At 54.9% G+C, this 22,741-nt stretch carries 21 protein-coding genes and 1 tRNA gene; 9 read left to right on the top strand and 13 right to left on the bottom strand.

The genetic code is table 11. The features are described from left to right. The 5 genes from QHL1GM_RS11470 to ureG all read left to right on the top strand — a co-directional run bounded on the left by QHL1GM_RS11470 (window position 1) and on the right by ureG (window position 4,198). Window positions 1-321, top strand: a complete 321-nt coding sequence (locus QHL1GM_RS11470) for an urease subunit beta (protein ID WP_071694595.1) — start codon at window positions 1-3, stop codon at window positions 319-321. Further along, window positions 318-2,033 carry an urease subunit alpha gene (gene ureC, locus QHL1GM_RS11465; RefSeq protein WP_071694594.1) on the top strand — a complete coding sequence of 572 codons (1,716 nt, stop codon included), beginning with the start codon at window positions 318-320 and terminating at the stop codon, window positions 2,031-2,033. The genes QHL1GM_RS11470 and ureC overlap by 4 nt, the downstream gene beginning before the upstream one ends. 148 nt (window positions 2,034-2,181) lie before the next feature. Further along, complete coding sequence (locus tag QHL1GM_RS11460; protein ID WP_071694593.1) at window positions 2,182-2,751, top strand: urease accessory protein UreE; 570 nt, start codon at window positions 2,182-2,184, stop codon at window positions 2,749-2,751. After that, entirely contained in the window at window positions 2,729-3,484 is a 756-nt protein-coding gene (locus QHL1GM_RS11455) for an urease accessory protein UreF (RefSeq protein ID WP_254795302.1), read from the top strand. Before QHL1GM_RS11460 ends, QHL1GM_RS11455 begins: the two co-directional genes overlap by 23 nt. A 57-nt stretch (window positions 3,485-3,541) precedes the next feature. After that, window positions 3,542-4,198, top strand: a complete 657-nt coding sequence (gene ureG / locus QHL1GM_RS11450) for an urease accessory protein UreG (protein WP_071694591.1) — start codon at window positions 3,542-3,544, stop codon at window positions 4,196-4,198. A 60-nt stretch (window positions 4,199-4,258) separates the two neighbouring features. On the opposite strand, the gene QHL1GM_RS11445 is transcribed toward ureG, so the two are convergent. The 3 genes from QHL1GM_RS11445 to QHL1GM_RS11435 all read right to left on the bottom strand — a co-directional run bounded on the left by QHL1GM_RS11445 (window position 4,259) and on the right by QHL1GM_RS11435 (window position 8,046). After that, complete coding sequence (locus QHL1GM_RS11445; RefSeq protein WP_071694590.1) at window positions 4,259-6,124, bottom strand: TRAP transporter large permease subunit; 1,866 nt, start codon at window positions 6,122-6,124, stop codon at window positions 4,259-4,261. An 81-nt stretch (window positions 6,125-6,205) separates the two neighbouring features. Further along, window positions 6,206-7,198: a TRAP transporter substrate-binding protein gene (locus QHL1GM_RS11440; RefSeq protein ID WP_071694589.1), complete on the bottom strand. Its 993-nt coding sequence runs from the start codon at window positions 7,196-7,198 to the stop codon at window positions 6,206-6,208. Between the two features lie 83 nt (window positions 7,199-7,281). After that, the gene (locus QHL1GM_RS11435; protein ID WP_071694588.1) at window positions 7,282-8,046 is read right to left on the bottom strand and encodes an SDR family oxidoreductase; all 765 of its coding nucleotides are present in this window, start codon (window positions 8,044-8,046) and stop codon (window positions 7,282-7,284) included. A gap of 325 nt (window positions 8,047-8,371) precedes the next feature. Between QHL1GM_RS11435 and QHL1GM_RS11430 the strand changes: the two genes are divergently transcribed. Next, the gene (locus QHL1GM_RS11430) at window positions 8,372-9,079 is read left to right on the top strand and encodes a GntR family transcriptional regulator (RefSeq protein WP_175540376.1); all 708 of its coding nucleotides are present in this window, start codon (window positions 8,372-8,374) and stop codon (window positions 9,077-9,079) included. A gap of 56 nt (window positions 9,080-9,135) precedes the next feature. Here QHL1GM_RS11430 and QHL1GM_RS11425 read toward each other — a convergent pair whose 3' ends face one another. Then, the gene (locus tag QHL1GM_RS11425) at window positions 9,136-10,062 is read right to left on the bottom strand and encodes a YihY/virulence factor BrkB family protein (protein WP_071694587.1); all 927 of its coding nucleotides are present in this window, start codon (window positions 10,060-10,062) and stop codon (window positions 9,136-9,138) included. A 433-nt stretch (window positions 10,063-10,495) separates the two neighbouring features. On the opposite strand from QHL1GM_RS11425, the gene QHL1GM_RS11420 reads away from it, so the two are divergent. Beyond that, window positions 10,496-12,271, top strand: a complete 1,776-nt coding sequence (locus QHL1GM_RS11420) for a methyl-accepting chemotaxis protein (RefSeq protein WP_071694586.1) — start codon at window positions 10,496-10,498, stop codon at window positions 12,269-12,271. Between the two features lie 120 nt (window positions 12,272-12,391). Here QHL1GM_RS11420 and QHL1GM_RS11415 read toward each other — a convergent pair whose 3' ends face one another. The 3 genes from QHL1GM_RS11415 to QHL1GM_RS11405 are packed head-to-tail and all read right to left on the bottom strand — an operon-like array spanning window position 12,392 to window position 15,171. Next, the gene (locus QHL1GM_RS11415) at window positions 12,392-13,654 is read right to left on the bottom strand and encodes a TRAP transporter large permease (RefSeq protein ID WP_071694585.1); all 1,263 of its coding nucleotides are present in this window, start codon (window positions 13,652-13,654) and stop codon (window positions 12,392-12,394) included. Next, a complete protein-coding gene (locus tag QHL1GM_RS11410; RefSeq protein ID WP_071694584.1) occupies window positions 13,651-14,175 on the bottom strand; it encodes a TRAP transporter small permease in 525 nt (174 codons plus the stop codon). Before QHL1GM_RS11410 ends, QHL1GM_RS11415 begins: the two co-directional genes overlap by 4 nt. Then, window positions 14,176-15,171, bottom strand: coding sequence for a TRAP transporter substrate-binding protein (locus tag QHL1GM_RS11405; RefSeq protein ID WP_071694583.1), 996 nt, complete (start codon window positions 15,169-15,171; stop codon window positions 14,176-14,178). Between the two features lie 145 nt (window positions 15,172-15,316). On the opposite strand from QHL1GM_RS11405, the gene QHL1GM_RS11400 reads away from it, so the two are divergent. Continuing rightward, window positions 15,317-15,393, top strand: a tRNA-Arg gene (locus QHL1GM_RS11400). Between the two features lie 154 nt (window positions 15,394-15,547). Here QHL1GM_RS11400 and QHL1GM_RS11395 read toward each other — a convergent pair. Continuing rightward, window positions 15,548-16,300: an HNH endonuclease domain-containing protein gene (locus tag QHL1GM_RS11395; protein ID WP_254795301.1), complete on the bottom strand. Its 753-nt coding sequence runs from the start codon at window positions 16,298-16,300 to the stop codon at window positions 15,548-15,550. Between the two features lie 283 nt (window positions 16,301-16,583). Here QHL1GM_RS11395 and QHL1GM_RS11390 point away from each other — a divergent pair, with 283 nt between their 5' ends. Then, on the top strand, window positions 16,584-17,885 hold the full coding sequence (locus QHL1GM_RS11390) for an IS1380 family transposase (RefSeq protein ID WP_071694582.1): 1,302 nt from the start codon (window positions 16,584-16,586) through the stop codon (window positions 17,883-17,885). Between the two features lie 114 nt (window positions 17,886-17,999). On the opposite strand, the gene QHL1GM_RS11385 is transcribed toward QHL1GM_RS11390, so the two are convergent. From QHL1GM_RS11385 to QHL1GM_RS11360, 5 genes are all read right to left on the bottom strand, one after another. Next, window positions 18,000-18,821 (bottom strand): bifunctional 2-polyprenyl-6-hydroxyphenol methylase/3-demethylubiquinol 3-O-methyltransferase UbiG, encoded by an 822-nt coding sequence (locus QHL1GM_RS11385; RefSeq protein ID WP_254795300.1) that lies wholly within the window; start codon window positions 18,819-18,821, stop codon window positions 18,000-18,002. 912 nt (window positions 18,822-19,733) lie between these two features. Beyond that, the gene (locus tag QHL1GM_RS11370) at window positions 19,734-20,471 is read right to left on the bottom strand and encodes an SDR family oxidoreductase (protein WP_083571018.1); all 738 of its coding nucleotides are present in this window, start codon (window positions 20,469-20,471) and stop codon (window positions 19,734-19,736) included. An 82-nt stretch (window positions 20,472-20,553) separates the two neighbouring features. Next, window positions 20,554-20,904, bottom strand: a complete 351-nt coding sequence (locus tag QHL1GM_RS19570) for an NAD(P)H-binding protein (RefSeq protein ID WP_217648542.1) — start codon at window positions 20,902-20,904, stop codon at window positions 20,554-20,556. Beyond that, the gene (locus QHL1GM_RS19565; protein WP_217648541.1) at window positions 20,877-21,155 is read right to left on the bottom strand and encodes an NAD(P)H-binding protein; all 279 of its coding nucleotides are present in this window, start codon (window positions 21,153-21,155) and stop codon (window positions 20,877-20,879) included. The genes QHL1GM_RS19570 and QHL1GM_RS19565 overlap by 28 nt, the downstream gene beginning before the upstream one ends. A gap of 63 nt (window positions 21,156-21,218) precedes the next feature. Beyond that, the gene (locus tag QHL1GM_RS11360) at window positions 21,219-22,595 is read right to left on the bottom strand and encodes an NAD-dependent succinate-semialdehyde dehydrogenase (protein ID WP_071694579.1); all 1,377 of its coding nucleotides are present in this window, start codon (window positions 22,593-22,595) and stop codon (window positions 21,219-21,221) included. Window positions 22,596-22,741 lie beyond the last annotated feature (146 nt).

Below are 22,741 nucleotides of genomic sequence, written 5' to 3'. Positions count from 1 at the left end.
ATGATTCCCGGTGAGTACAAGTTAAAAGAAGGTGATATCGAGCTGTGCGTAGGGCGTGAGCGGATTAGCGTCGAGGTGGCTAATACCGGCGACCGGCCGATCCAGATTGGCTCCCACTACCACTTCGCCGAAGCCAACCCAGCGCTGGTGTTTGATCGCGACAAAACCAGGGGCTTTCGCTTGGATGTGGCCGCAGGCACGGCGATTCGCTTTGAGCCCGGCCAGACCCGCGAAGTCACGTTGATTCCCTATGTTGGTAAGCGCGAAATTTACGGCTTTCGCGGCGATGTCATGGGTGCGCTCGATGGAGATAAACAATGAAACCGGTTAACAAGATCAGTCGGCAAGCCTATGCCGATATGTACGGCCCCACGGTGGGCGACCGCGTGCGCCTGGGCGATACCGAGCTGTGGATCGAAGTCGAGAAAGACGCCACCCACTACGGCGATGAAGTGAAATTCGGCGGCGGCAAGGTCATCCGCGACGGCATGGGTCAAAGCCAGCGCTCTGACGACACGGTGATGGATACGGTGATTACCAACGCACTGATTTTAGACTGGTGGGGCATCGTCAAAGCTGATGTGGGCATTCAAAACGGCCGCATCGCCGCGATTGGTAAGGCAGGCAATCCTGACGTACAGCCTGATGTTGAGATCGTCATTGGCCCCGGTACCGAAATTATCTCCGGCGAAGGTAAGATCCTGACCGCAGGCGGTATCGACTCCCATATCCACTTTATCTGCCCTCAGCAGGTCGAAGAAGCCCTGATGAGCGGGGTGACCACCATGCTCGGCGGCGGCACCGGCCCGGCGACTGGCACCAACGCCACTACCTGCACGCCAGGCGCTTGGCATATCGGCAAAATGCTGCAAGCAGTCGATGATTTGCCCATGAATATTGGCTTTCTGGGCAAAGGTAACGCCAGCCTGCCTGAATCCCTAGAGCTACAGCTCCAAGCGGGTGCCATGGGCCTCAAGTTGCACGAAGATTGGGGCACTACGCCCGCCTCAATCAACAACTGCCTCAACGTGGCGGACGAGTACGATGTGCAAGTGGCAATCCACACTGACACCCTGAACGAATCGGGCTTTGTGGAAGACACCCTGGCCGCCTTTAAAGAGCGCTGCATTCACACCTACCACACCGAAGGTGCGGGCGGCGGCCACGCCCCGGATATTCTCACTGCCTGCTCGAAAGCCTACGTACTGCCGTCTTCTACCAACCCAACGCGGCCCTACACGGTCAACACCATCGACGAACACCTCGATATGTTGATGGTGTGCCACCACCTCGACCCCAATATCCCCGAAGACGTGGCCTTCGCCGACTCACGCATTCGCCGGGAAACCATCGCCGCTGAAGATATCCTTCATGATCTGGGCGTGATCTCAATGATCGCCTCGGATTCCCAAGCAATGGGGCGGGTCGGTGAAGTGGTCTGCCGCACCTGGCAAACCGCGCATAAAATGAAGGTGCAGCGCGGCCTGCTGCCGGAAGATGAAGCCCTGGGTGCTGATAACTTCCGCGCCAAGCGCTATATCGCCAAGTACACCATTAACCCGGCGATCACCCACGGTATCGCCCACGAAGTCGGCTCCATCGAAGTGGGTAAGCTGGCGGATCTGGTGCTATGGAAGCCGGCCTTCTTTGGTGTTAAGCCAGCGATGATGATCAAAGGCGGCATGATTGCGGCAGCGCCCATGGGCGACCCCAACGCTTCGATTCCCACCCCGCAGCCGGTGCATTACCGCTATATGTTTGGCGCTTTCGGCCGTGCGGCCAGCCAAACCCGGCTCAGTTTTGTCAGCCAGGCCGCGCTGGATGCAGGCATTAAAGAGACCCTCGGGCTAAATAGCGAACTGGCGGCGTGTAAAAACGTTCGCCAGGTGCGCAAGCAGGATATGAAGCTAAACGATGCCTGCCCAGAACTAACCGTCGACCCGCAAACCTACGAAGTGCGCTGCGATGGCGAAATTTTAACCTGCGAGCCCGCCACCGAACTGCCGCTGGCTCAGCGGTATCACTTGTTTTGATTGAGCTATTATCCGGGGTGCCGGGGGTAGGTCTACGAGAGGGCGCTGTGAATACGTCCGTGTACGCTACTTTTGCCATCCATGGCAAAAGACCCTCTCTACGGCCTACCCCCGGCACAGCCGCACCGAGCGAGAAAGGACGCTAGTCATGCTAAAACTGATAGAAAGATTAGGGCTGATAGAGGAAAGCGCGGCGAGCGACACACTCACGCTGCCCTTCGAGCTTCGCATTCGTGGGCGCTTAAAAGCGCAAAGCGATAGCGGTCGTGAGCTGGGGTTGTTTCTTGATCGCGGCCCGGTGCTGCGCAGCGGTGAAGGCCTTAAAGCCGAAAGCGGCGAAGTGGTACGCGTCTGCGCCGCCGTAGAACCGGTGGTTACCGCGCGAGTGAGTACTGGCTTACCGCTGGCGCGGCTGGCCTACCATCTGGGCAATCGCCACGTGCAGCTGGCGCTGGGTGAAGATGACAAGGGTGCCTGGGTGCGCTTCCCACCGGATCATGTGCTGGAAGAACTCGCCGAGCTGTTGGGCGCAGAACTAGAGCACCACAACGCCACCTTCGACCCGGAGCCGGGCGCGTATAACCAAGTGGGTGGCGGGCACTCCCATTCGCACGGGCACTCCCACGGGCATGGTCACTCACACGACCATGCTCACAAGCATGAACATTCACACGACCACGACCACGACCACTCGCATGAGCATCACCATGCCCACTGAACTCGCCGCGCTAGAAAGCCAAAGTGACGAGCTAGCGCTGCTAGGGCTGATGCAGTTGGTGAGCCCCGCGCTACCGATTGGCGCCTTTGCCTTTTCCCAAGGGCTGGAAAGCGCCTTTGAGTTGGACTGGGTGCGCGATGAAGCCAGTCTTGCCGAATGGTTAAGCGGCGTATTGGAAGATGGCTTAACCCGCTGCGAACTGCCAGTGCTGGCGCGGTTGCACGATGCGTTTGGTCAGGCGGACATTGCAAAAGGTAGTAACTCAATTGCCGCGTGGGATGAGTGGCTGGCCGCCACCCGGGAAACCGCTGAACTCGCCGCCGAAGACAGCAGGCTGGGCGCTTCGCTAAAACGCCTACTAGGCAGCCTGGATCTATTACCAAAAGATGAACTGCTGCCAAGTGAAGACTTACTACCGCCCTTGCTTCCGCCCCAGGCAGGCTATGTCACGCTGTTTGCCTACACGGCACATTTCCGTGGCGTGTCCGTGCGTCAAACGCTGCTGGGCTTTGCCTGGGCGTGGCTGGAGAACCAACTAGCGGTGGCCTGCAAGGCCTTGCCGCTTGGCCATACCGCTGCTCAGCGCGTGATTGAGCAACTGCGCCCAGCGCTAGTGAATGCCGTTAATCAGGCGCTGGCGCTCGAGGACGATGAACTAGGCCCGGTGCTACCCGGCTTGGCCCTGGCCAGCGCCTTGCACGAAACCCAATATTCGCGCCTGTTTAGAAGTTAAAGGTTTAGACGTTAACTAGCTTAGAAGTTAATCAACTTATCGATTGAGGAGAGATTTATGACTCACTGTTTACGCGTGGGCGTGGGTGGCCCGGTTGGCTCCGGCAAAACCGCGCTGCTCAAGCAGCTTTGTTTAGCGCTGCGGGATTACTACGACATCGCCGTGGTCACCAACGATATCTACACCCGCGAAGACGCCGACTTCCTGCTCAAGCACGACGCCTTGCCTGCAGACCGTATTCTGGGGGTAGAAACTGGCGGCTGCCCGCATACCGCGATTCGCGAAGACGCCTCGATGAATCTGGCGGCCATCGACGAGCTACAGGCGCGCCATCCCAAGCTGGAGCTGGTGATGGTGGAATCGGGCGGGGACAACCTATCGGCCACCTTTAGCCCTGAGCTCTCCGACCTAACGCTCTATGTCATCGACGTCTCGGCAGGCGACAAAATCCCCCGCAAAGGCGGGCCTGGCATCACCAAATCAGACCTGCTGATCATTAATAAGATCGATATCGCCGAGTATGTTCACGCTTCTTTAGACGTGATGGAGCGCGACTCCAAGAAAATGCGCGGCGAGCGGCCCTTTGTGTTTACCAATCTCTATGACGGAGTAGGGCTTGAGGAGATCATCCGTTTTATTCTCGATAAAGGGATGCTGGATGAGCGGCGCCCGCAGGCTGATACAGCGGCTTCCGTGAGTACAGGGGCAATCTAGTAAGTTCGCGATGCACAAAGGCCGCCAAACATTTGGCGGCCTTTGTTGTTCAGCGACTTATTATTCCAACAGATTCCACAAACCAATGGTTAGTGCGGGGAACATACACAGTAGCAGGACGATCACCATGGTCGCAGCGATAAAAGGTACCGCCGCACGGAACACGGCGGAAGGCGATACCTTGGCGATCTGCGATGTAATAAATACCAATAGCCCCACGGGTGGGGATATCCCCCCTAGTTGCAAGGTAATAATCATCACGATCCCCAGTTGCACCGGGTCGACGCCAGCATTGGTCATCATCGGTAAAAACAAAGGAGCGATGATCAGCATCGCAGGCGTCAGGTCGAGAAACATGCCGGCAACGGCAAGCACTACTAAAAGGATGATGAACAACCCGAACTGACTGTCAGCCGCCGTACCCGCCCAGCCTACTATCTCCTGGGGTACCTGCTCGGCAATCAAGATCCATGCGAACGGTACCGAGGCCGCGATCAAAAAACCAACCAGCGCAGCGTCCGTACCGCACTCAACGAAGGAGCGGTAAAACTGCTTCCAGTCGTACGCGTTGAATACCAGCTTGCCAAGCACGAACGTCCAAAGCAGCGCCACAACACCTGCCTCGGTGGCGGTAATCACCCCAAAGCGGATCCCGCCAAGAACACCGACGGTGATAACCAGTACCGGTAGCGCCCGTACGAAGGTATGCCAGATCGTCGACATTGGCGCACGCGCCGTGGCGGTCTGGTACTGACGTCGCACGGAGATCCAATAAGCGACCAACATCAACGCACCGGCCGCCATGATCGCTGGCACGATACCGGCCATAAACAAACGGGCAATGGAAACGTTGGCGACCGAGGCATAGACCAACATAGCGATGGCAGGAGGTACCACGTTGGGCAGAATAGCCGATGAGGCGGTGACCGCGCAGGAGAACGCGGGCGAGTAGCCGCGTTTGACCATCTCAGGCACCAAAATTTTGGTGCTGCTGGCGGCATCGGCACTTGATGAACCGGATATACCGCCGACCATAAGGCTGTTGAGAATGTTGACGTGGGCTAGGCCGCCGCGCAGATGACCGACCAGGCTTGTGGCGAAATCAATCAAGCGAGTCGAAAGCCCACCGAGGTTAAGTAGATAACCGGTAGATAGAAAGAAAGGGATTGCTAGCAAGATGAACTTAGTCGAGCCGGTGACCATGTTCTGAACCACCGCTGGAGCCGGCAGAATAAACGACGCCGAACTGGCCAGAAATACCCCGAACATCAACGAAAACGATACCGGCACACCCACCCCAAGTGCCAGAAAGAAAACCACTAGCATGATCAGGCTCGGTGAGATGCCCTGTAGGGGGCCCAATAGGCCTTGATCCAACCCCATATAGATCAAGCCAGCGATGACGATTGCCCCCAAATTACGGATCAGGATGCATGTATTGTCAGCGTTGCGAGCAAGCAGGAAGACCAGCGCGATGACGCCGGAAATGGGAATGACGGCGTACTTTATAGCCGTGGGCCACTGTAAGCTGGCGCTAGTACCACCCACCATATCGGCTAGCTGGTAGCCGCCGAACAGCATCATAATCAGTGTCAGCGAAAGGATCAGGTTTTGGGTGAAGCCCAATACACCTGCAAGCCAGGCTGGCAGGTTATTAGGCAGAAAGTCGCCAGCGACATGGCGCTGTTGGCGTACGCCTAGCGCCGCGCCGAGAAAAATCAACCAGGTAAAGCACCAGATCGCAAACTCTTCGGTCCACGAGAAGGAGTCATTGAAGACATAGCGGGAGATGACACCAGCTAATACAGCCAAGGTCATGGCTAACAGAATGCCGAAGACAAGGAAACGGACCAGGCTCTCTAGCCCAGTGACGGCGCGGCCGATGCCCAGTGGGGAGGTTGCAAGGGAAAAACGGTAGGCAGACATCCGATACGCTCCAGAAGGGCGGTGCCAATTAAGGCGCAACAAACACTCGGCCCCACCATTACGGTGGGGCCGACAGGGTCGTTATTCCGCGTTTTCGATTAGCGAAACAAGAGCTTCGCCATTCGGGATTTTTTCAACATACTCGTCGCGGATCGGCTTCATAGCTTCTTGCCAAGGCCCTTTATCTTCGATTTCGATGATCGTAGCCCCATCGGCAACGGTCTCATCCAGTGCTGCCTGATCGTCACTTTTGCGCATTGCTGGCAGCTCCGCCTGAACCTCTAACGCCGCTTCTGTGATCGCATCTTGGTAATCGTCAGGCAGGCGCTCCCACCAGTTCTGTGAAACAACCCAAGTACCCATGGCGAAGATGTGGTCGGTTTTTACATAGTAGGGAGCCACTTCATAGAAGCGGTTGGTCAGGTAGTTAGTGGCTGTGTTGTCAAAGAAATCGATCACGCCGGTCTGCATGGAGTTGTAGATTTCAGGAGCGGGAACCGGTGTGGGGTTGGCACCCGCTGCTTGCCAAGCGTCGACGTGCAACGGGCTTTGGATGACGCGCATCTTCTTGCCCTGGATGTCGTCGATCGAATGAATCGGGAAGCTACTCATCAACTGACGTATACCATTGACGGAGAAGCCGAGTAGATGAAATCCCTGCTCTTCAAAATTTGCCGAAAGCTCTTCGGTCAGTGGTTCGCTGAGTGCTGTTGCCTGCTCCTCGCCGTCGATTAAATAAGGCAAATCGAGTACTTGAACCTCGGGAACCCAAGAGGTCAGTACCGAGCTAGTGATGATGCCCATCTGAACCGAGCCCAGGCGGATGCCTTCGGCAGATTCGCTTTCTCCACCCAGAACGCTGTTAGCGAAAAGCTGGATATCAACATTATTGTCTGTGCGTTCACGCACTAGATCGGCAAACTGCTGCGCCGCTACATATTTGGTATTGCCCTCGGGCACGTCCAACGAGAGCTTGGCATTGAAATCTGCTGCTAGAGCAGACGTGCTGCTGATGGCGAGCGCCAATGCCGTCAGCAAAACGGGCGTTTTGGTTAAAGCGTGTTTGATTTGCATGAGCCTAGTCCTTGTATGTTGTTATATAGGTCGTTCATCCGGTCATACCGGTGTTGTTATCTTTCTCGGGTTTTAAATTGCCGTTAAAGAACGGCCAGCATGCCGCCGTCGACGTAAATGATTTGGCCATTTACGTAGCTCGACGCCGGGGATGCGAGGTAAACCACCGTCCCAACAAGATCTTCGGGAACGCCCCAGCGTTTGGAAGGGGTGCGGCCAACGATCCAGTCATTGAATTTCGGATCGTCGACCAGTGGTTGGGTCATTTCCGTGATCATGTAGCCTGGACCGATGGCGTTGGTCTGGATGTTATGTTCAGCCCACTCCGCTGCCATGGATTGGGTCAATAAACGCACGCCGCCCTTGGAAGCCGTATAAGCGCCCACTGTTGGTCGCGCGACCGAGCTCATCAGGGAGCCAATATTGATGATTTTGCCGCCCTTACCGCGCGCAATCATTTTGCGGGCAACATTGCGACCCAGCAGGAAGGCGCTGGTCAGGTTTGTGTTGATAACGGTGTCCCACTGGTCGCGTTCGAGCTCAACCAACGGGCGGCGAAGCTGCATGCCAGCGTTATTGACCAGGATGTCGATAGTAACGCCATCGGCATCAAGCGCTGCCAGTGCCTGCTCAATGGCAGCTTCGTCGGTAATATCGAACGATGTGGTCAACACGCTATGACCTTCTTCGGAAAGGGCATCTCGCGCTGCTTCAAGTTTGTCGCGATTACGACCATGAATAATGATTCGAGCGCCTGACTGAGCCAGTCCGCGAGCCATAGCCAGCCCCAGCCCGCCAGATGAACCAGTAATAAGGGCCGTTCGGCCTGTAAGATCGAACAAGGACATCTTTCTCACCTCTTATATCATTGTTTTTGATATGAACTTCGAGTGAACACTTTTATTAAGTGCGCTAAGCCATTGTTGGTGAATAATTTAAATCACGTGAAATACAAATTGAGTAGCGATTGATGTGAGTTATTTAGATGATCTGATTTCTATGTTTAGGCTAAAAATTATTTTAAAAAAATAACTCATTAAAAAGTGATGGCCTACTTAAGCGCTATTAACGTGTGATGTGCATGTGCTCTGATTAGAAATATATTGGTATATATCTTGATATACTATGATACTTATGTCTAATGAGGCTCTAAATTCTTGGGATAAAAAAATAATGGTCACTAAAACATCGGCTTATGGGATGTCACAGGGAGAGCAAGCTTACGAGAGAATTGAGTCATTAATCGCCCACATGGAACTCAAGCCCGGTGAGACGATGACGATGGCCGACCTGCAGGAGCGGGTATCGCTGGGACGCACGCCAGTGCTTGAAGCAATACGCAAACTTTCAGATGACACACTTTTAGAAGTTCGTGCTGGCCGTGGGGTCCGAATTACGCCCATTGACTTACACCGTGAAAGGCGTTTGTTAAGAATCCGGCGAGATATTGAATGCTTTGTTGTCGAGCTGGCGATAGACAACGCAAGCGGCTTGGTAAGAAGCCAGCTGCACCAACTAGCTCGCATGCTTCGGGAATTAAAGTCGGGAAGTGATATTCGTCCTTTCAATGAGCTTGACAAGCGAATGGATCAACTGCTGTTAGAGGCAGCTGACGAACCCTTTGTGGAACGGACATTACGGCCGCTACATACGACTTTTCGTCGGCTGGGGTATCTTTATCAGAGCCATCTCGGTAGTGAGCACACCGTGCATGAGAATGTACAGATGCACGTGGATATGCTTGACGCGATCATTGAGCGCGATACCGCTAAAGCGCTAAAAGCGACTCACTTGCTAATGGACTTTATGGAAGAAATGTTTGTGCCGCTTGAACGGGATCTAGCCCCGACCTATCTCGATGTTAGTATCAAGCCCTTTTAATTTAAGGCTTTTGTCCAGGACATGTGTGTGCCCTGAACGTGCCACACCCTGGATACTCAATCGACATGCGTAATCGGCTGGCGGTTTGGGTCGATATGCCATGGCAAGCCAAGGCGGGTGTTGCGTTCTAACTCGGCAATCACCTGGGCGCCCAACAGTAAAATGACGGCGCCCACTTCCAGGCTAATCAGCACAATCACGAGCGTCGCCAGCGAACCGTAGACGGCATTGACGAACGAGAGATTGGCGAAATAGTAGACCAGTAACAGCCGTACTCCCTCCCACAGCAGCGCCGCTACGAAGCCCCCGACTACCGCCCGGCGTAAAGCGATGCGCACCACCGGCAGCACTTTGTAGATAGCACTAAACAGTAGAAACACCCCGATAAAACTGGCCAGGTTAAGCACCGGCTCTGAAAAACCCGCCAACGGCAGTTCCCGTTCAAATAACAGCATTACCAGCGTATTGAGTGAACTGGCCAGGGTAACCACCAGCGTAAGAACCATTAGCGCTGCCCCCAGAACCACCATGAAGGCGTAGGGCAGCATCACCGAAACCCAGACGCTGCGCTTGATATGCGGGCTATCCGGCGCATGGAAAATAATCGCCAGGGCGTCTTCGAGCATACGAAAGGCGAATGAGCTGAATAGGAGCAGAATGGGAAAGCTCAGAATGCCGATCACATCCCGCGAATCCAGCAGGCTGCGAACCGCCTCCAGCAACACTTCGGCGTGGGCAGGCGCCATGTGACGTGCCTGTACGGTCAGTACATTGAGTAGATGCTGCTGATCTACCACTTGGGTTAACAGCACAACGAGCAACGCAAAAAGCGGCACGATTGAGAGCAGAATATTGTAGCCTACACCGCCTGCGAGCAGGACGCCGTGATTTTTCAGGAAGTTGCGTAATACGCGCCAAGCGAAGTGAGCCAACCGAGGAAGCAGGAGCAAGACAGCGCTAAAAAATGAGTGGTTTTGAGCCATGCTTGCCATTCTCCTTGAACACTTGGAGCATGATACGCCTATGGCGCTAGCAATTAACAAGAGCAAATAACAAGGAAGGCAGGAATTGTCTGGTCTGGGTCCGAGGACGACAGTAAGGAACAGGAACTGATCAACCGCCCTATAAACAAAAAGGTCGCCCTGACCAGGCGGTAGAAGGGTCAGGGCAACCGAAGATTGTGGTTAAGCGACTTGCTTAAAACGGGCCATCCTTGGCCACCACAACCCCACAATGGACGTCTGACCTATCAATAACCTTAACTTAGGTTATGAAGCTAATAATTATTTGCTAATTAGCTGGGTATTAAGCAAAAAAATACCAATATTGGTTAAAGTTTGTTCATTTTAAGTCGATAAGGGCCTTATAACTATTAAAAACTCTTCATTCAAGACTGACTCTGGAACTTGCTCACATATGGCCACTTCTTCTGCTCCCAAACGAGCTCTTGGTTTACAAACCAAGGTGCTGCTGCTTGTACTGCTCCCCCTTCTGTTAGTGACGGTTGTGCTAGTCGGCTTTAAAGCCTACAGCAACGCCCAAGACACCCGCGACGTGCTGGCAGAACAGCGTGAAATGTTGATTGAAGAGCGCCGCAATGCGGTGCGTGAAATCGTCCAAATGGCGACCACCGCCATCGCGCCAATTTATGAACAAGCCGGTGCTAATGATGAGGCCGCCAAACAGCGAGTAGCTGAGTTGGTACGCTCCATGCGCTTTGAAGACAACAACTACATTTTTATCTACGACTATGAGGGTAACAATATCGTAACGGCACCTGCGCCGGAACGTGAAGGCACCAATATGATCGATGCGCAAACCCCTGATGGCACCTATCTGATCCGCGAGATCATTAAGGTAGCCCAAAGTGGTGGGGGCTTCTATAGCTATATGTGGGATTACCCGGGTACCGACAGAATTGAACCCAAACACTCCTTCGTTGATCGCCTTGAAAAATGGGACTGGCTAATTGGGGCAGGTGTTTACGTTACCGATGTTGAAGACGCCGTTACCGAACTTGAAGCCGCGGCTGCCGCTGATTTGCGCCAGGGCATTATATTTGCCTCCCTATTGGGGCTGGGTCTTTTCGCCGTGATTGCTCTGGTGGCGTTTGGCCTTGTGCGACGTACCCTGGGTCCGATCAAGCGCACTACCGCTGCCATGCAGGATATCGCTCAGGGGCGCGGTGATTTAACCCGTCGCTTAGCAGTTGAAAGCGGTGATGAAATTGGCGACCTTAGTGTTCAGTTCAACGCCTTTGTGGCGCGTATGCAGGACACTCTGCGTGATGTACGCAGCAGTACGCTTAGTGTGCACCAGGCGGCGGGGGAGATCTCACAAAGCTCTGAAGAGCTCGCCACCCGCACCGAGCAGGCGGCGGCGAATCTGCAGGAAACCTCTGCTTCCATGGAGGAAATTACTTCCACGGTCAGCCACAGTGCCGACAATGCCCAGCAGGCCAATACGCTAGTGCTGTCTACCGCCGACGTAGCCCGCGAAGGCGAGGCTTCTATGGGGCAGGTTGAGAGCACCATGCGCGATATAAACGACTCCGCATCGCGCATTAGTGACATCATTAGCATGATCGATTCAATTGCTTTTCAGACCAACATTCTGGCGCTTAACGCCTCGGTTGAAGCCGCAAGGGCTGGTGAGCATGGCCGCGGCTTTGCCGTGGTGGCACAAGAAGTTAGGGTTCTGGCCAGCCGTTCCAGCGATGCTTCCAAAGAGATTCGTGCACTTATCGATGCTTCGGTCCAGCACACCAATTCAGGAGCAAAACTAGTGCGCAGCGCAGGTGATACCATGCGCGAGATTGTTTCAAGTGTAGCGAAAGTCACCGATGTGATTGGCGAGATTACCGCCGGTGCTAAAGAGCAGAGCAGCGGTATCGGCCAGATCAACACCGCCGTGGCTGAAATGGACACCATGACCCAGCAAAACGCCGCTATGGTGCAAGAGTCGACCACCGCCGCCGCAAATATGCGCCGCCATGCGGAGCACCTGAATCAGCTAATCAACTCCTTCGTGCTCGGCGACGATGAGCCCACACCGCAGCACCAGGCGCTAGCGTCTCCGGCCCCTCAACAACGTGGCGGTGATAGCGGTCTGAAGCGTCCTGCGCTTTCATCGCACTCCTCATCAAAGCCCTCGCCGGCCAAGCACGCTGCAGATGAGTGGGAGGAGTTCTAGCTCTCACTCCTGCTTTGGATAAGCACTGCGGATAATTACTGCAGATAGTAGACGGGTATAAAAACGGGGCTTGCCAAATGGCAAGCCCCGATGCGTTAACGCCGGTACAGATGAGCGTAGTTAATTACCCGACCAGCCCAGCATAATCGGCACGTAAACCACTAGCAGCAGCACCCCGATCAGCCCCAGCAGATAAGGAATGATCGCGCGCGTAATGCGCTCTAGCGGCAGCTGCGTGATCGAGGACGCTACGTAAAGATTAATCGCCACCGGCGGGGTAATCATGCCGATGGAAAGCCCCACCACGATAATCAAACCAAAGTGGATCGGATCAATCCCCAACTGAAGTACCAGCGGCAGCAGCACCGGCGTGAGAATAATCAGCGCACTGGCGGTTTCGATAAACACCCCGGTGAGCAGAATAATCCCCACGATCAGCAGCATAATTACGTAGGGGTTGGTAGAGAGCGACAGCACGGCTTGAGCAATCGCCCCCGGCACCTGCCAGCTTGAGAGCGTCCAGCTCAGCACCGCCGACATGGCAATCACCAGCATAATCACCGCGGTGGTCATTGCCGAGCGGATCAGTAGCTTATAAACCTGCGGCAGGGTTAGGTCACGGTACACGAACAGCGACACCAACATGGCGTAGTTCACCGCCACTACTGCCGCTTCTGAAGGCGTGAATATCCCCGAGAAGATACCGCCGAGGATAATCACCGGCGTCATCAACCCCCAGCTGGCATCTTTTAAGGTGTTCCAGATGGTGGTTAGCGAGAGCGGTGTGCCCTTGGGGTATTGGCGCTTGTAGGCCTGGGCTATCGCAATGGACATCAACCCCAGCCCCATCGCCAGCCCCGGCAAAAAGCCGTTCAGGAAAAGCTTGGAGACGGATTGCTGGGCGATAACCGCGTAGATGATCATCGGCACCGAGGGCGGGATCACCACTCCGATGGTGCCGCTGGCGGCGATCAAGCTGGCCGCCGATGCCGGGTCATACCCTTTGCGCTTAAGCTCCGGCACCAGGCTTGAGCCCACCGCTGCGGTCGTTGCCGCACCAGAGCCGGAAATTGCCGCAAAGAACATGCCCGCCATCACCGAGACCACCGACAGCCCGCCGCGCATAAAGCCCACTAACGAATCGGCAAAGCTGACCAGCTTTTCGCTCACCTTGCCCTGGGCCATTAAATCCCCGGCCAGGATAAACATCGGGATCGCGACCAAGGCAAAGGAGTTGATGCCCTGGAACATCTGCTGGGTCACCACCATCAGCGGCACGCCGGATTGGTGCAGTGCAAACAGCGTGCTGGCGCCAATTGCAAAGGCAATCGGCACGCCCAACAGCATAAACAGGAAGAACAGCCCAAACAGCAGCAGCGTCATAGCGGCTCCTCCTGGGTATGGATGGTTTCGCCGTTAATCAGCAGCTCAATGATATCGATCAGCGCATACCACGCCATAATAGCCGCGCAGATCGGCATCACCGCGTAGACATAGGTCATCGACAGCCGCAGCGAAGCGGATTTCTGAAAGCTCTGCACCTGCATGTAGCGGTAGCCGATCACGATAAGCGTGATCATAAACGCCAGCACAATCAGCAGGGCAGCAATGCGTGCGATTTGGCGCAGGCGGCCGGGCAGGGCATCCACCACAAAGGTCACGGCAATATGCCGCCCGCGCTGAAAAGCCAGCGTGCCAGCCAAAAAAGTGATCCACACCAGCAGAAAGCGGGCGACCTCCTCGGTCCAGCCTACCGCAGTGAACAGCACCCGCGAGACTATCTGCAGGGTAATCACGCCAATCAGCGCCGCCATGCCCGCAAAGACCACGGGCTGGATGATGGCATCCAGCCCGCGCTCGATTCGACGCAGCAGCTTTAACAGCGGTTGAGTCGTGGTGGTCACTTACTTGAGCGCCTCCTGGATGCGCGGCAGGTAATCACCGAACTGTTCGCCGTACTTCTCATAGACTGGCGCGACGGCGGCTTGGAAGGCTTCCATATCTGGATTATCGTTGATCTCCATGCCTGCATCACGCAGGGCCTGCAGTTGTTCGCTTTCCATCTCCGCGGTCACCTGGCGCTCATGCTCCGCTGCTTCCTGTGCTGCCGTTAGCAGTACCTCTTGGGCGTTTTCCGGCAGTTGGTTCCAGACAGGCATACCCATCACAAAAATCGCCGGGGCGTAGGTATGGCGCGAAAGGGTCATGTAGTTCTGGGTTTCATCCAGGTTGAACGAGTGGATCACGTTCACTGGGTTTTCCTGACCGTCGATGGTGCCTTGCTGCATGGCGGTAAGCGCTTCGGTCCACGCCATAGGAATCGCGTTGGCACCCAGCTCGCGGAAGGTATCGGTGTAAACCGGGTTTTCCATCACGCGGATGCGCAGGCCATCCAAATCTTCCGGGGTATTAATCGCCCGTTCGCTGTTGGTCAGGTTACGGAAACCGCGCTCGGCGTAAGCCATGCCTTTCAGGTTCACTTCAGAAAGCTTATCGAGCAGCTCTTGGCCAATCGGGCCATCGAGCACTTCGTAAGCGGCTTCCGGGGAAGGGAACAGGAACGGCAGTTCAAAGACCGCCATCTCTTCCACAAAGTTGGCCACCGGCCCATTGGTGATCACGCCCATATCGACGGTGCCGATCTGCATGCCTTCCAGCAGCGTGCGCTCGTCACCTAGTGAGGCGTTGGGGTAAATCTCGATATTCACCTTGCCTTCGGTGCGCTCTTCCACCAGCTCTTCAAATTTGGTGGCGGCAATGTGGAAGCCATCCTGCTCGTTGACTACGTGGGCCAGGCGCAGGGTAACGGGGTCCATATCAGCAAAGTCAGCGGCGTTCGCGGTGCTTACCAGCGCCAGTGAGATACCCAGTGCCAGCGTGCTACGTGCAAATGTTTTCATATTATTGTGTTCCCGATTTTTCTAATGTGCAGAAGTGCTTCCAAAGCATGCACTAGAGAAGGGAAAACGGTCAATTGAACAAGCCCGCAAAACCGCTTCGCGGCTGGACACAGCCGCCCCGCACGGTTACGATACGCACCCACAAGCGCCCGTAGCTCAGTTGGATAGAGTATCGGCCTCCGAAGCCGAGGGTCGCAGGTTCAAATCCTGCCGGGCGCGCCATAATTTCAAGGGCTTACGTTAATGCGTAGGCCCTTATTTTTTGCTTGTGCCCAAATGGTGCCCATCTTGTGCCCGCCATGCTCAGTTCTCACGCTTAGGCATATTTTTTCTCAATGACTGTCGGCTATTTCAGGGCACAATGCTGGGCACAGCATTATTTGGCGATGCCCATCCACTCCGCTAATTGCTGGTTTGCCTTTAATCGTTGGCGTTGCAGCAGAGCACTATCAAACAGCATCTCTAGAGTAGCTGATGAGGTGGCAAGAGGAAGCGCAACGGTCGCCTCGTCACGAAATTGCTGACGAACTAGTTTGTCATCGTCTAAAAAGTGCCACCAGTGCAAGATATCTTGCTTGGCATTCTGCATAACCACAGCGGACGGTAAGCGATCAGACTTTGCTTGATTGGCTTTTTTGGTCGCAGGTAGGAGGTTCCACAGGTCGTTATTGTTCCAACGCGACCAAGGAAAGCAATGATCCACTGCATAAGACCAACGGTGTAAATCTTTTTGTGACCAAACACAGGGGAGCGGCGTGGGGTCTTTCAGGCGCTGACTCACCAGTTGGCGAACCTGTTGTGTATCACGGCGGCTTTCCTGCCACTGTAAGGCTTGATGTAGTTTGCCGATATCGTAGGAGGGTTCATATCGCTGAATTAGCTGCACCCATTCATGCACTATCGCCGGTTCTAGCCAACAGGCATATCGACTCATAGAATCCCATAGTGGAGTTGGAATGCTGCATGTCCCAAAAGTGGACAGCGTTTCGCTATCAAGGCGAATTGCTTCCTCACGGATACGAAGGCTGTGGCTATCGCCATCAAATATAGGGCGCTGGCTACCTGGCCACGTAGTGAAGTGTGTAGGCATCTTGAGAATCGTCTGGCAAGCATCACGAATCGCGCGCATGACCGTGGCAGCAGCGTGAGGTTCGTAGAAAGATGATCCAATACGTAAATCGTGGGGTGAGACCTGCTTAAGGCGGTAAAAGTCGTCTTTAGCAAACCCGTAACCTTTATTGCGGTGGGTTTGTCGTAATTGATGTTCTATTAACAAGGGGCGGTAAAGCTTAAGCCAAAAAAGGCCTACCGCCCCTAGCCCGGATTTCTCACAGGGTATAAAAGAAAGCGGCTGAAAGTGTTAAAGTTTCAGGGCCTTACACCAAAAACCAACACCAACAGCCGCTTCCAAAATGGTACCTGAAAAGCTGACCTTCTCGCCACTCTCACGCCGCCAAATTGAAGCCGACTTCTCCGGGGGCCACATTACGTCGGACGCCGGATTACTCCTGCTTCGTGAAGTCGATAAACAGCATCGCCTGACACGCCGCTTGGCCGCCGTGCTTCATGATCCCCGCGCACCGGAACAGGTTCGTCATAAGCTCGACACTCTGGTTCGTCAGCGGGTGTTCGGTGTCGCCGCTGGCTATGAAGATTTCAACGACCATGAGGCCCTGCGCTATGATCAGGCCCTTCAGACAGCGCTCGGTGAAGAGGATACGCTGGCAGGCAAGTCGACGCTGTGCCGGGTGGAGCAGAACGCCGATTGGCAAGCAATAGTGAAGGCCCATGAGTTGCTGTGGCATCACTTCATTGAACAGCATGACGAACCACCAAAGGAGATCGTGCTGGACTTTGATGGCACCGACATCCCCGTGCATGGCGAGCAACCCGGCAAGTTCTTTAACCGTTATTACGATCACCACTGCTACTTTCCGCTGTATGTCTTCTGTGGGCGCCACTTACTGGTGAGCTATCTGCGTACCAGTGACCGCAGCGACAGCCGCCATAGCTGGGCGATCCTCGCATTACTGGTACGCTTTATCCGTCAATACTGGCCCGATACTCGCATCGTGTTACGAGGTGATAGCCACTTTTGTCGTCCCCGGATGCTGAACTGGTGCGATCGGCATCACTTCGACTACATCGTGGGAATCGCCAAGAACAGCCGGCTGCTCAAGGAAGTGGATGTGCCCATGATGCTGGTACGCAAGACCCAATGGCAGGTAGGAGGAAAAGTGGCGGAGACGTTCCGATTCCCGTATCAAGCCCACTCCTGGAAATACCCACGCTGGGTGGTGGCCCGTCTAGAAGAAGGCGAGTTGGGCTCTAATCCCCGGTTTATAATCAGTTCCCGTTACGATGACGGCTTCAAGCTTTACTACGAGCAGTACTGTGCCCGGGGTGACATGGAGAACCGGATCAAGGATCAACAACTGAGCCTGTTCGCTGACCGTACCTCCAGCACGCACTGGTGGGCCAATCAATGGCGGCTGATCTTGTCGGGCTTCGCTTATACGCTGTTCGAGCGGTTACGGACTTACCTGAAGCACACGCCCTTCGCGCGCATGAGTCCGAGCAACCTGAGGCTCAAGCTCATCAAAGTAGGCGCGGTCATCATCCGCAATACGCGTCGAATCCGAGTACTCATGAGTGACAGCTACCCCTATAAAACGGCGCTATCCGATCTCGTCAGGCGGTTGGTTCCTAACTGACTGCTCGGGCGCCCCCGGCCCGACGCAATGGGGGAAAGGGGGAAGTGTGTCTGAAAGACGGAAAGTGGTTAAAAAATAGCCGATGTAAGTCGAGCCAGCAGGTGTTTAGCGGTGTTACAGCCTGAGTGCGGTACTGGCTGAGGTACTATGAGAAATCCAGGCTAGTGGCACTGTAACCCACTCTTCTGTGCGAGAGATCACGATTCCTGGTGCGCTGTCAGCTAAGCGTGTCAACGTGCGAAGTAATCCAAGTTTATAAGAAGATGCTTTACTGTCGTTGACGATAATATGGCGAAGTGTGGGCAGGGCACCGGTGCCATCATCAGGCAATTTAAAAACACGTAAATGCCAGGCAACAGCTTTACGCCCAAGTTGATCGTCATTAAAGCTTGCTTGTACTGGTACTAATGCCAAGTCTTGTGCCCAGCTGTCTAATTCGGCCACCTTAACCGACTGAAACTCTCGCTCATCTTCGTTCGGACCTTCACGACAGGTAATCACCAAAAGCCCGCCCGGCGCTAGCAGTGAGCTAAGCACCCGCAAGGCACGTTGCTGTTCAATAGGGGGTAAATGCATCCAAACCGCTGATACCAGAATTAGTTGAAAGCGCTGTGACAATTGGCGCACGCGGCCCAGCGCGGGAAGTGCGTCATCGATCCAGGTTACATCATGAGGACTGGTATGCGCTTGGCCTAACGATCTTAGTTTATCCGCTGGCTCTACTGCCATCACTTGCCAGCCACGCTTGGCAAGTGCTTCAGCATCACGACCGCTGCCTGCACCAACGTCGAGTGCTAGGCCGGGTTGTTCTGGTAGTTGGTGCAGCCATTCGCCATGGACACGTTCAAAATTTAATGACTGGTATTGCACAAACAATCCTTGAGCGTGATCTTCGTAGAAACGAATTGACGCAATGGATGGTTGGGAATTTGCCATGCCAAATCCTTGGTAAGCAGTCACGGAATAGCATTTAACCTTAACAGTTTTGTGCACCTCAGGTGGTGAGTGAGATGCTGGGCACTTCAGCTTTCGGCCAAAAGCGGTCTTTCAGAACCTGCGAATATACGCCCAAGCCCTTCTACAAACCCTCATTGATACTATCGTTTTCAGAGAAAACTCTTCATTTTTAGCCATCCTAATTGTTCCACATGGGGAGGGCCATTCATGGATACCATCATCATCACTCACGACGAGCCTTGGAACAAAGGTAAGCTAAGGGTTAAAAAGGCTACTTCGACTCAGAGACGTTCGGGCAATTCGCGTGAGGCTGCAACTTGCCGGTAAGGTGCGCGATTGTTACGCACACGCTACTACGAACCAAAGTAACGCTCATTTCCCGTCGTACAAAAAATCTTCGCATTATACGGCTGCTCCTTGGTCACACGAAGCATGAAAGCAAGGTTAGGCGTCTCAGGATTGAATTCGATGACGCGCTGGAAATGGCCGAGCAAACAGAATTTTAACGAGAATGACACCACCTAACCTACACAGGTTTTGGTATGGCCTATTAGCCTCAGACCCAAATCAGTGAACCTAGTACCCAAAAATACAGCTAACCCACTGACCTGAAAGGTAATGTAGTGAAACCAGCCCTTCACCCATAGAGTACCATTCCCAATATCCAATCCTGCGCCAGTGGTAGCACCCTCACCAGTCATGCCGGACTCTTGCTCAAGAGGGGACTTCGAGATCGTGGGCCTCGACAGCAGCGAAGATCGCTTTCCCACCGCCAGACGCGTGGCGGTTGACAGTCGTTCATAATCTTCCCGCGTTCTAAAATGAATGACGTGCGACTGGAATGCCACGGCCAAAAAGGGGAGCTGGACGTCACCAACCGGCCGGTGCTAATTAGAGTGGCTGCTTAGTCGGCCGGATAATAATCTCGTTGACATCGACATCCGCCGGCTGCTCGATGGCGTAGGTGATTGCCCGCGCAATCGCATCGGCGTCAATGGCCATCTCGTACATCTCATCCACACCCTTGGCGGTATCGGGGTCGCTGATGGCACTGGTCAGTTCGGTCGCCACGGCCCCCGGCGAGATATTGGTGGATCGGATTTCTCCGTCGCCTTCCTGGCGAAGGCCTTCTGAAATGGCCTTCACAGCATACTTGGTTGCGGAGTAGACGGCGGACGCGGGAAACACCTTATGCCCGGCGACCGACGAGAGATTGATGATGTGGCCGACATGCTGTTCACGCATGGTTGGCAGCACTGCGGCAATACCATAGAGCACACCCCTGATGTTGACGTCGATCATCTTGTCCCACTCGTCGACCTTTAACTCATCCAGGGGCGACAGCGGCATCAGACCTGCGTTGTTGACCAACACGTCGATGCGCCCATAGGCATCCTTCGCCGCCTGAGCAAGCGACTCGACCTGAGCGCGGTCAGTGACGTCGGTCACCTGGTAGATGGCATCACCGCCCTGCTTCTTAATAGCATCGCGCAACTCAACAAGGCGATCCTCGCGGCGGGCAGCAAGTACCAGCTTTGCGCCACCCTTTGCCAGACGGTGGGCGGTGGCTTTACCGAGACCACTGCTGGCGCCGGTAATGATGACGACCTTGCCATTGATTTCTGACATGGGTTCTTCTCCTGTAAACATGAGTTATTGAATGTTGCGAGTTAAAGGTTGCGGGCCGGGTGTTACGCCGACTGCACGACGGTCAGGGGGACTGCATATTCTGCGCCAGACCATCGTAACGGCCTGTCGTGGCGGCCTCCGCCAGCACATAGGCCACGTCCGCGCGGGAGGCCTTTGCGGATTTGTCGACGTCCTCACCCAGGATCACCTCCTTGCCACACCCGTCGTTGGTCAGTGCCACGGGGCGCAGGATCGAGTAGGTCATGCCAGAGGCCTTGAGGTATTCGTCCGCTTCATGTTTGGCATTCAGGTAAGGGGCTATGTCGCCGGTGGGGTTAGACTTGTCTGCCCCGATCGAGCTGAGCATCACGAAGCGTTTCACGCCTGATTCAAGCGCCAGATCGATCAGGCGTTTGGCGCCGTCCCGATCCACTTTTTGGTCATTTCAGGGCCCGTGGATCCACCGGATCCTGCCGCAAAGATCACCGCGTCCATGTCGTCGCACACGCCGGCTTGCAGGTCGGCCAGGTCACCACAGCGCAGGTCTACGCCCTGGGGGAGCGCGCTGGTGTCAGAGCTTTCGCGAACAAGCGCAGTCGGTTTATGGCCCTGATCTATCAGGCACTGGACCAGATGCAGGCCCGTTTTGCCGGTGGCACCGGCGACAAGGATGTTCATGCTCATAGAGGGATCCTTAATGCTGAATATTGAATGAAATGGGCGGGTTGTCGAGTATCGGGCCTGTGATCACGGCAGGAAAATCGACTTAACGTTGACGAATTCCTTCATGCCAAAGCCGCCGTGTTCACGTCCGTACCCGGAATTCTTGACCCCGCCGAAGGGCATATTCGGATCAGCGGCCCCGAACGAGTTGATGCGGATCATCCCCGTGTCAAAGTGATCGCGGGCCAGCTTCACGGCACGTTCCTCGTCCTTTGAAAAGATTCCTCCGCCCAGACCATAGCGGCTTTCATTCGCCAGTCGCATGGCGTCCTCGTCATCCCTGGCGCGGATGATCGACGCGACAGGCCCGAAGATTTCATCGTCGTAGGAGGGCATTCCGGGCGTGAGGTCTGCTAGCACCGTGGCAGGATAATAGGCACCGGTGCAGTCAGGCACTTCTCCGCCGCAGAGGATTTTTGCACCCTTGGCAACGCTGGCATCCACCTGCCCTTTGACCGTGTCAAACTGATCCTGGCTGGAAAGCGGCCCAAGCTGGCTGTTCTCATCCATGGGGTCGCCCATGACGATGTCTTTCATTTGAGCCACAAAAGCATCGAAAAAGGCGTCATAGACCTTGTTGGTCACGATGAAGCGCTTTGCGGAAACACAGGTCTCCCCGTTGTTGTACAGCCGCCCCATGACCGAAAATTTCACCGCCGTTTCGATGTCGGCATCTTCCAGCACCAGGTAGGCGTCGTTCGATCCCAGTTCGAGCACGGTTTTCTTCAGCGCTTTGGCGGCCACGGCCCCAACGTGTCGCCCGGCCCCGTCGCTGCCGGTCAGCGTGACACCACGGACTTTAGGGTGAGCAATCAGATTATCGCTGGTGTCGTGGTCGATCACGATGACCTGAAACAGATCTTCGGGCAGGCCCGCTTCAATGCATAATTCGCGCAGTCGCAGGCCAGATCCCGTACAGATGCTGGCGTGTTTCAAAACACAACCGTTGCCTGCCATTAGGTTGGCGGCCAGTACGCGCGCCGGCTGATAGATGGGGAAGTTCCAGGGCTGAATCGAATAGATGACACCAATGGGCTGATAGCTGACGACGCCGCGCTTGCCGTTGAGCCCCTGCTCACGCTCCTCATCGGCCAGCACGTCAGGTCCGTTTTCAGTGGTGTAATCAAAAATCGCCGCACAGAGTTCGACTTCAACGTGCCCGTCTTTCAGAAGCTTGCCGGTTTCGCTGGTCATCAAGTCGGCCAATTCATCGGCATTGTCGCGCAATTTTTGGCCGATCTTTTTGAGATAGGGGGCCCGTTCCTGATGGCCCAGTTTGCGCCATTCCAGAAACGCTGCATGGCAGGCCTCAAGCCGGTCCGTTGCTTCCTTTTCAGTCATGATGTCGTAGGTCTGAATTTCTTTTTCGGTCGCAGGATTAATGGTGGTGATTGTCGACATAGTCGCTCCTTCCGAGTCTGATAGGGAAACGCGGTTGGCGCTAACCTTGGTGGATTCTCAGGCCGCTGGAGGGATCTGTCTGTTCGATAACTAACATAACCGCAGGAGGTATAGGCCGTGGCCGGTGGCAGTAGCCCCAACTACGG

This window comes from Halomonas sp. QHL1 (assembly GCF_001882345.1).
GTDB lineage: Bacteria > Pseudomonadota > Gammaproteobacteria > Pseudomonadales > Halomonadaceae > Vreelandella.
Note: the sequence above shows the minus strand (reverse complement) of the source record. Positions and strands in the feature narration are given on the sequence as shown.

Excerpts from the sequence above, each read along its gene's own strand:
- ureC (WP_071694594.1), top strand. The coding sequence starts at position 318 with ATGAAACCGGTTAACAAGATCAGTCGGCAAGCCTATGCCGATATGTAC.
- QHL1GM_RS11460 (WP_071694593.1), top strand. The coding sequence starts at position 2,182 with ATGCTAAAACTGATAGAAAGATTAGGGCTGATAGAGGAAAGCGCGGCG.
- QHL1GM_RS11405 (WP_071694583.1), bottom strand. The coding sequence starts at position 15,171 with ATGAAAACATTTGCACGTAGCACGCTGGCACTGGGTATCTCACTGGCG.
- QHL1GM_RS11455 (WP_254795302.1), top strand. The coding sequence starts at position 2,729 with ATGAGCATCACCATGCCCACTGAACTCGCCGCGCTAGAAAGCCAAAGT.
- QHL1GM_RS11435 (WP_071694588.1), bottom strand. The coding sequence starts at position 8,046 with ATGTCCTTGTTCGATCTTACAGGCCGAACGGCCCTTATTACTGGTTCA.
- QHL1GM_RS11395 (WP_254795301.1), bottom strand. The coding sequence starts at position 16,300 with ATGCGCGCGATTCGTGATGCTTGCCAGACGATTCTCAAGATGCCTACA.
- QHL1GM_RS11430 (WP_175540376.1), top strand. The coding sequence starts at position 8,372 with ATGGTCACTAAAACATCGGCTTATGGGATGTCACAGGGAGAGCAAGCT.
- QHL1GM_RS11390 (WP_071694582.1), top strand. The coding sequence starts at position 16,584 with ATGGTACCTGAAAAGCTGACCTTCTCGCCACTCTCACGCCGCCAAATT.
- QHL1GM_RS19565 (WP_217648541.1), bottom strand. The coding sequence starts at position 21,155 with ATGAGCATGAACATCCTTGTCGCCGGTGCCACCGGCAAAACGGGCCTG.
- QHL1GM_RS11360 (WP_071694579.1), bottom strand. The coding sequence starts at position 22,595 with ATGTCGACAATCACCACCATTAATCCTGCGACCGAAAAAGAAATTCAG.
- QHL1GM_RS11420 (WP_071694586.1), top strand. The coding sequence starts at position 10,496 with ATGGCCACTTCTTCTGCTCCCAAACGAGCTCTTGGTTTACAAACCAAG.
- QHL1GM_RS11415 (WP_071694585.1), bottom strand. The coding sequence starts at position 13,654 with ATGACGCTGCTGCTGTTTGGGCTGTTCTTCCTGTTTATGCTGTTGGGC.
- ureG (WP_071694591.1), top strand. The coding sequence starts at position 3,542 with ATGACTCACTGTTTACGCGTGGGCGTGGGTGGCCCGGTTGGCTCCGGC.
- QHL1GM_RS11440 (WP_071694589.1), bottom strand. The coding sequence starts at position 7,198 with ATGCAAATCAAACACGCTTTAACCAAAACGCCCGTTTTGCTGACGGCA.
- QHL1GM_RS11370 (WP_083571018.1), bottom strand. The coding sequence starts at position 20,471 with ATGTCAGAAATCAATGGCAAGGTCGTCATCATTACCGGCGCCAGCAGT.
- QHL1GM_RS11470 (WP_071694595.1), top strand. The coding sequence starts at position 1 with ATGATTCCCGGTGAGTACAAGTTAAAAGAAGGTGATATCGAGCTGTGC.
- QHL1GM_RS11445 (WP_071694590.1), bottom strand. The coding sequence starts at position 6,124 with ATGTCTGCCTACCGTTTTTCCCTTGCAACCTCCCCACTGGGCATCGGC.
- QHL1GM_RS11425 (WP_071694587.1), bottom strand. The coding sequence starts at position 10,062 with ATGGCTCAAAACCACTCATTTTTTAGCGCTGTCTTGCTCCTGCTTCCT.
- QHL1GM_RS11385 (WP_254795300.1), bottom strand. The coding sequence starts at position 18,821 with ATGGCAAATTCCCAACCATCCATTGCGTCAATTCGTTTCTACGAAGAT.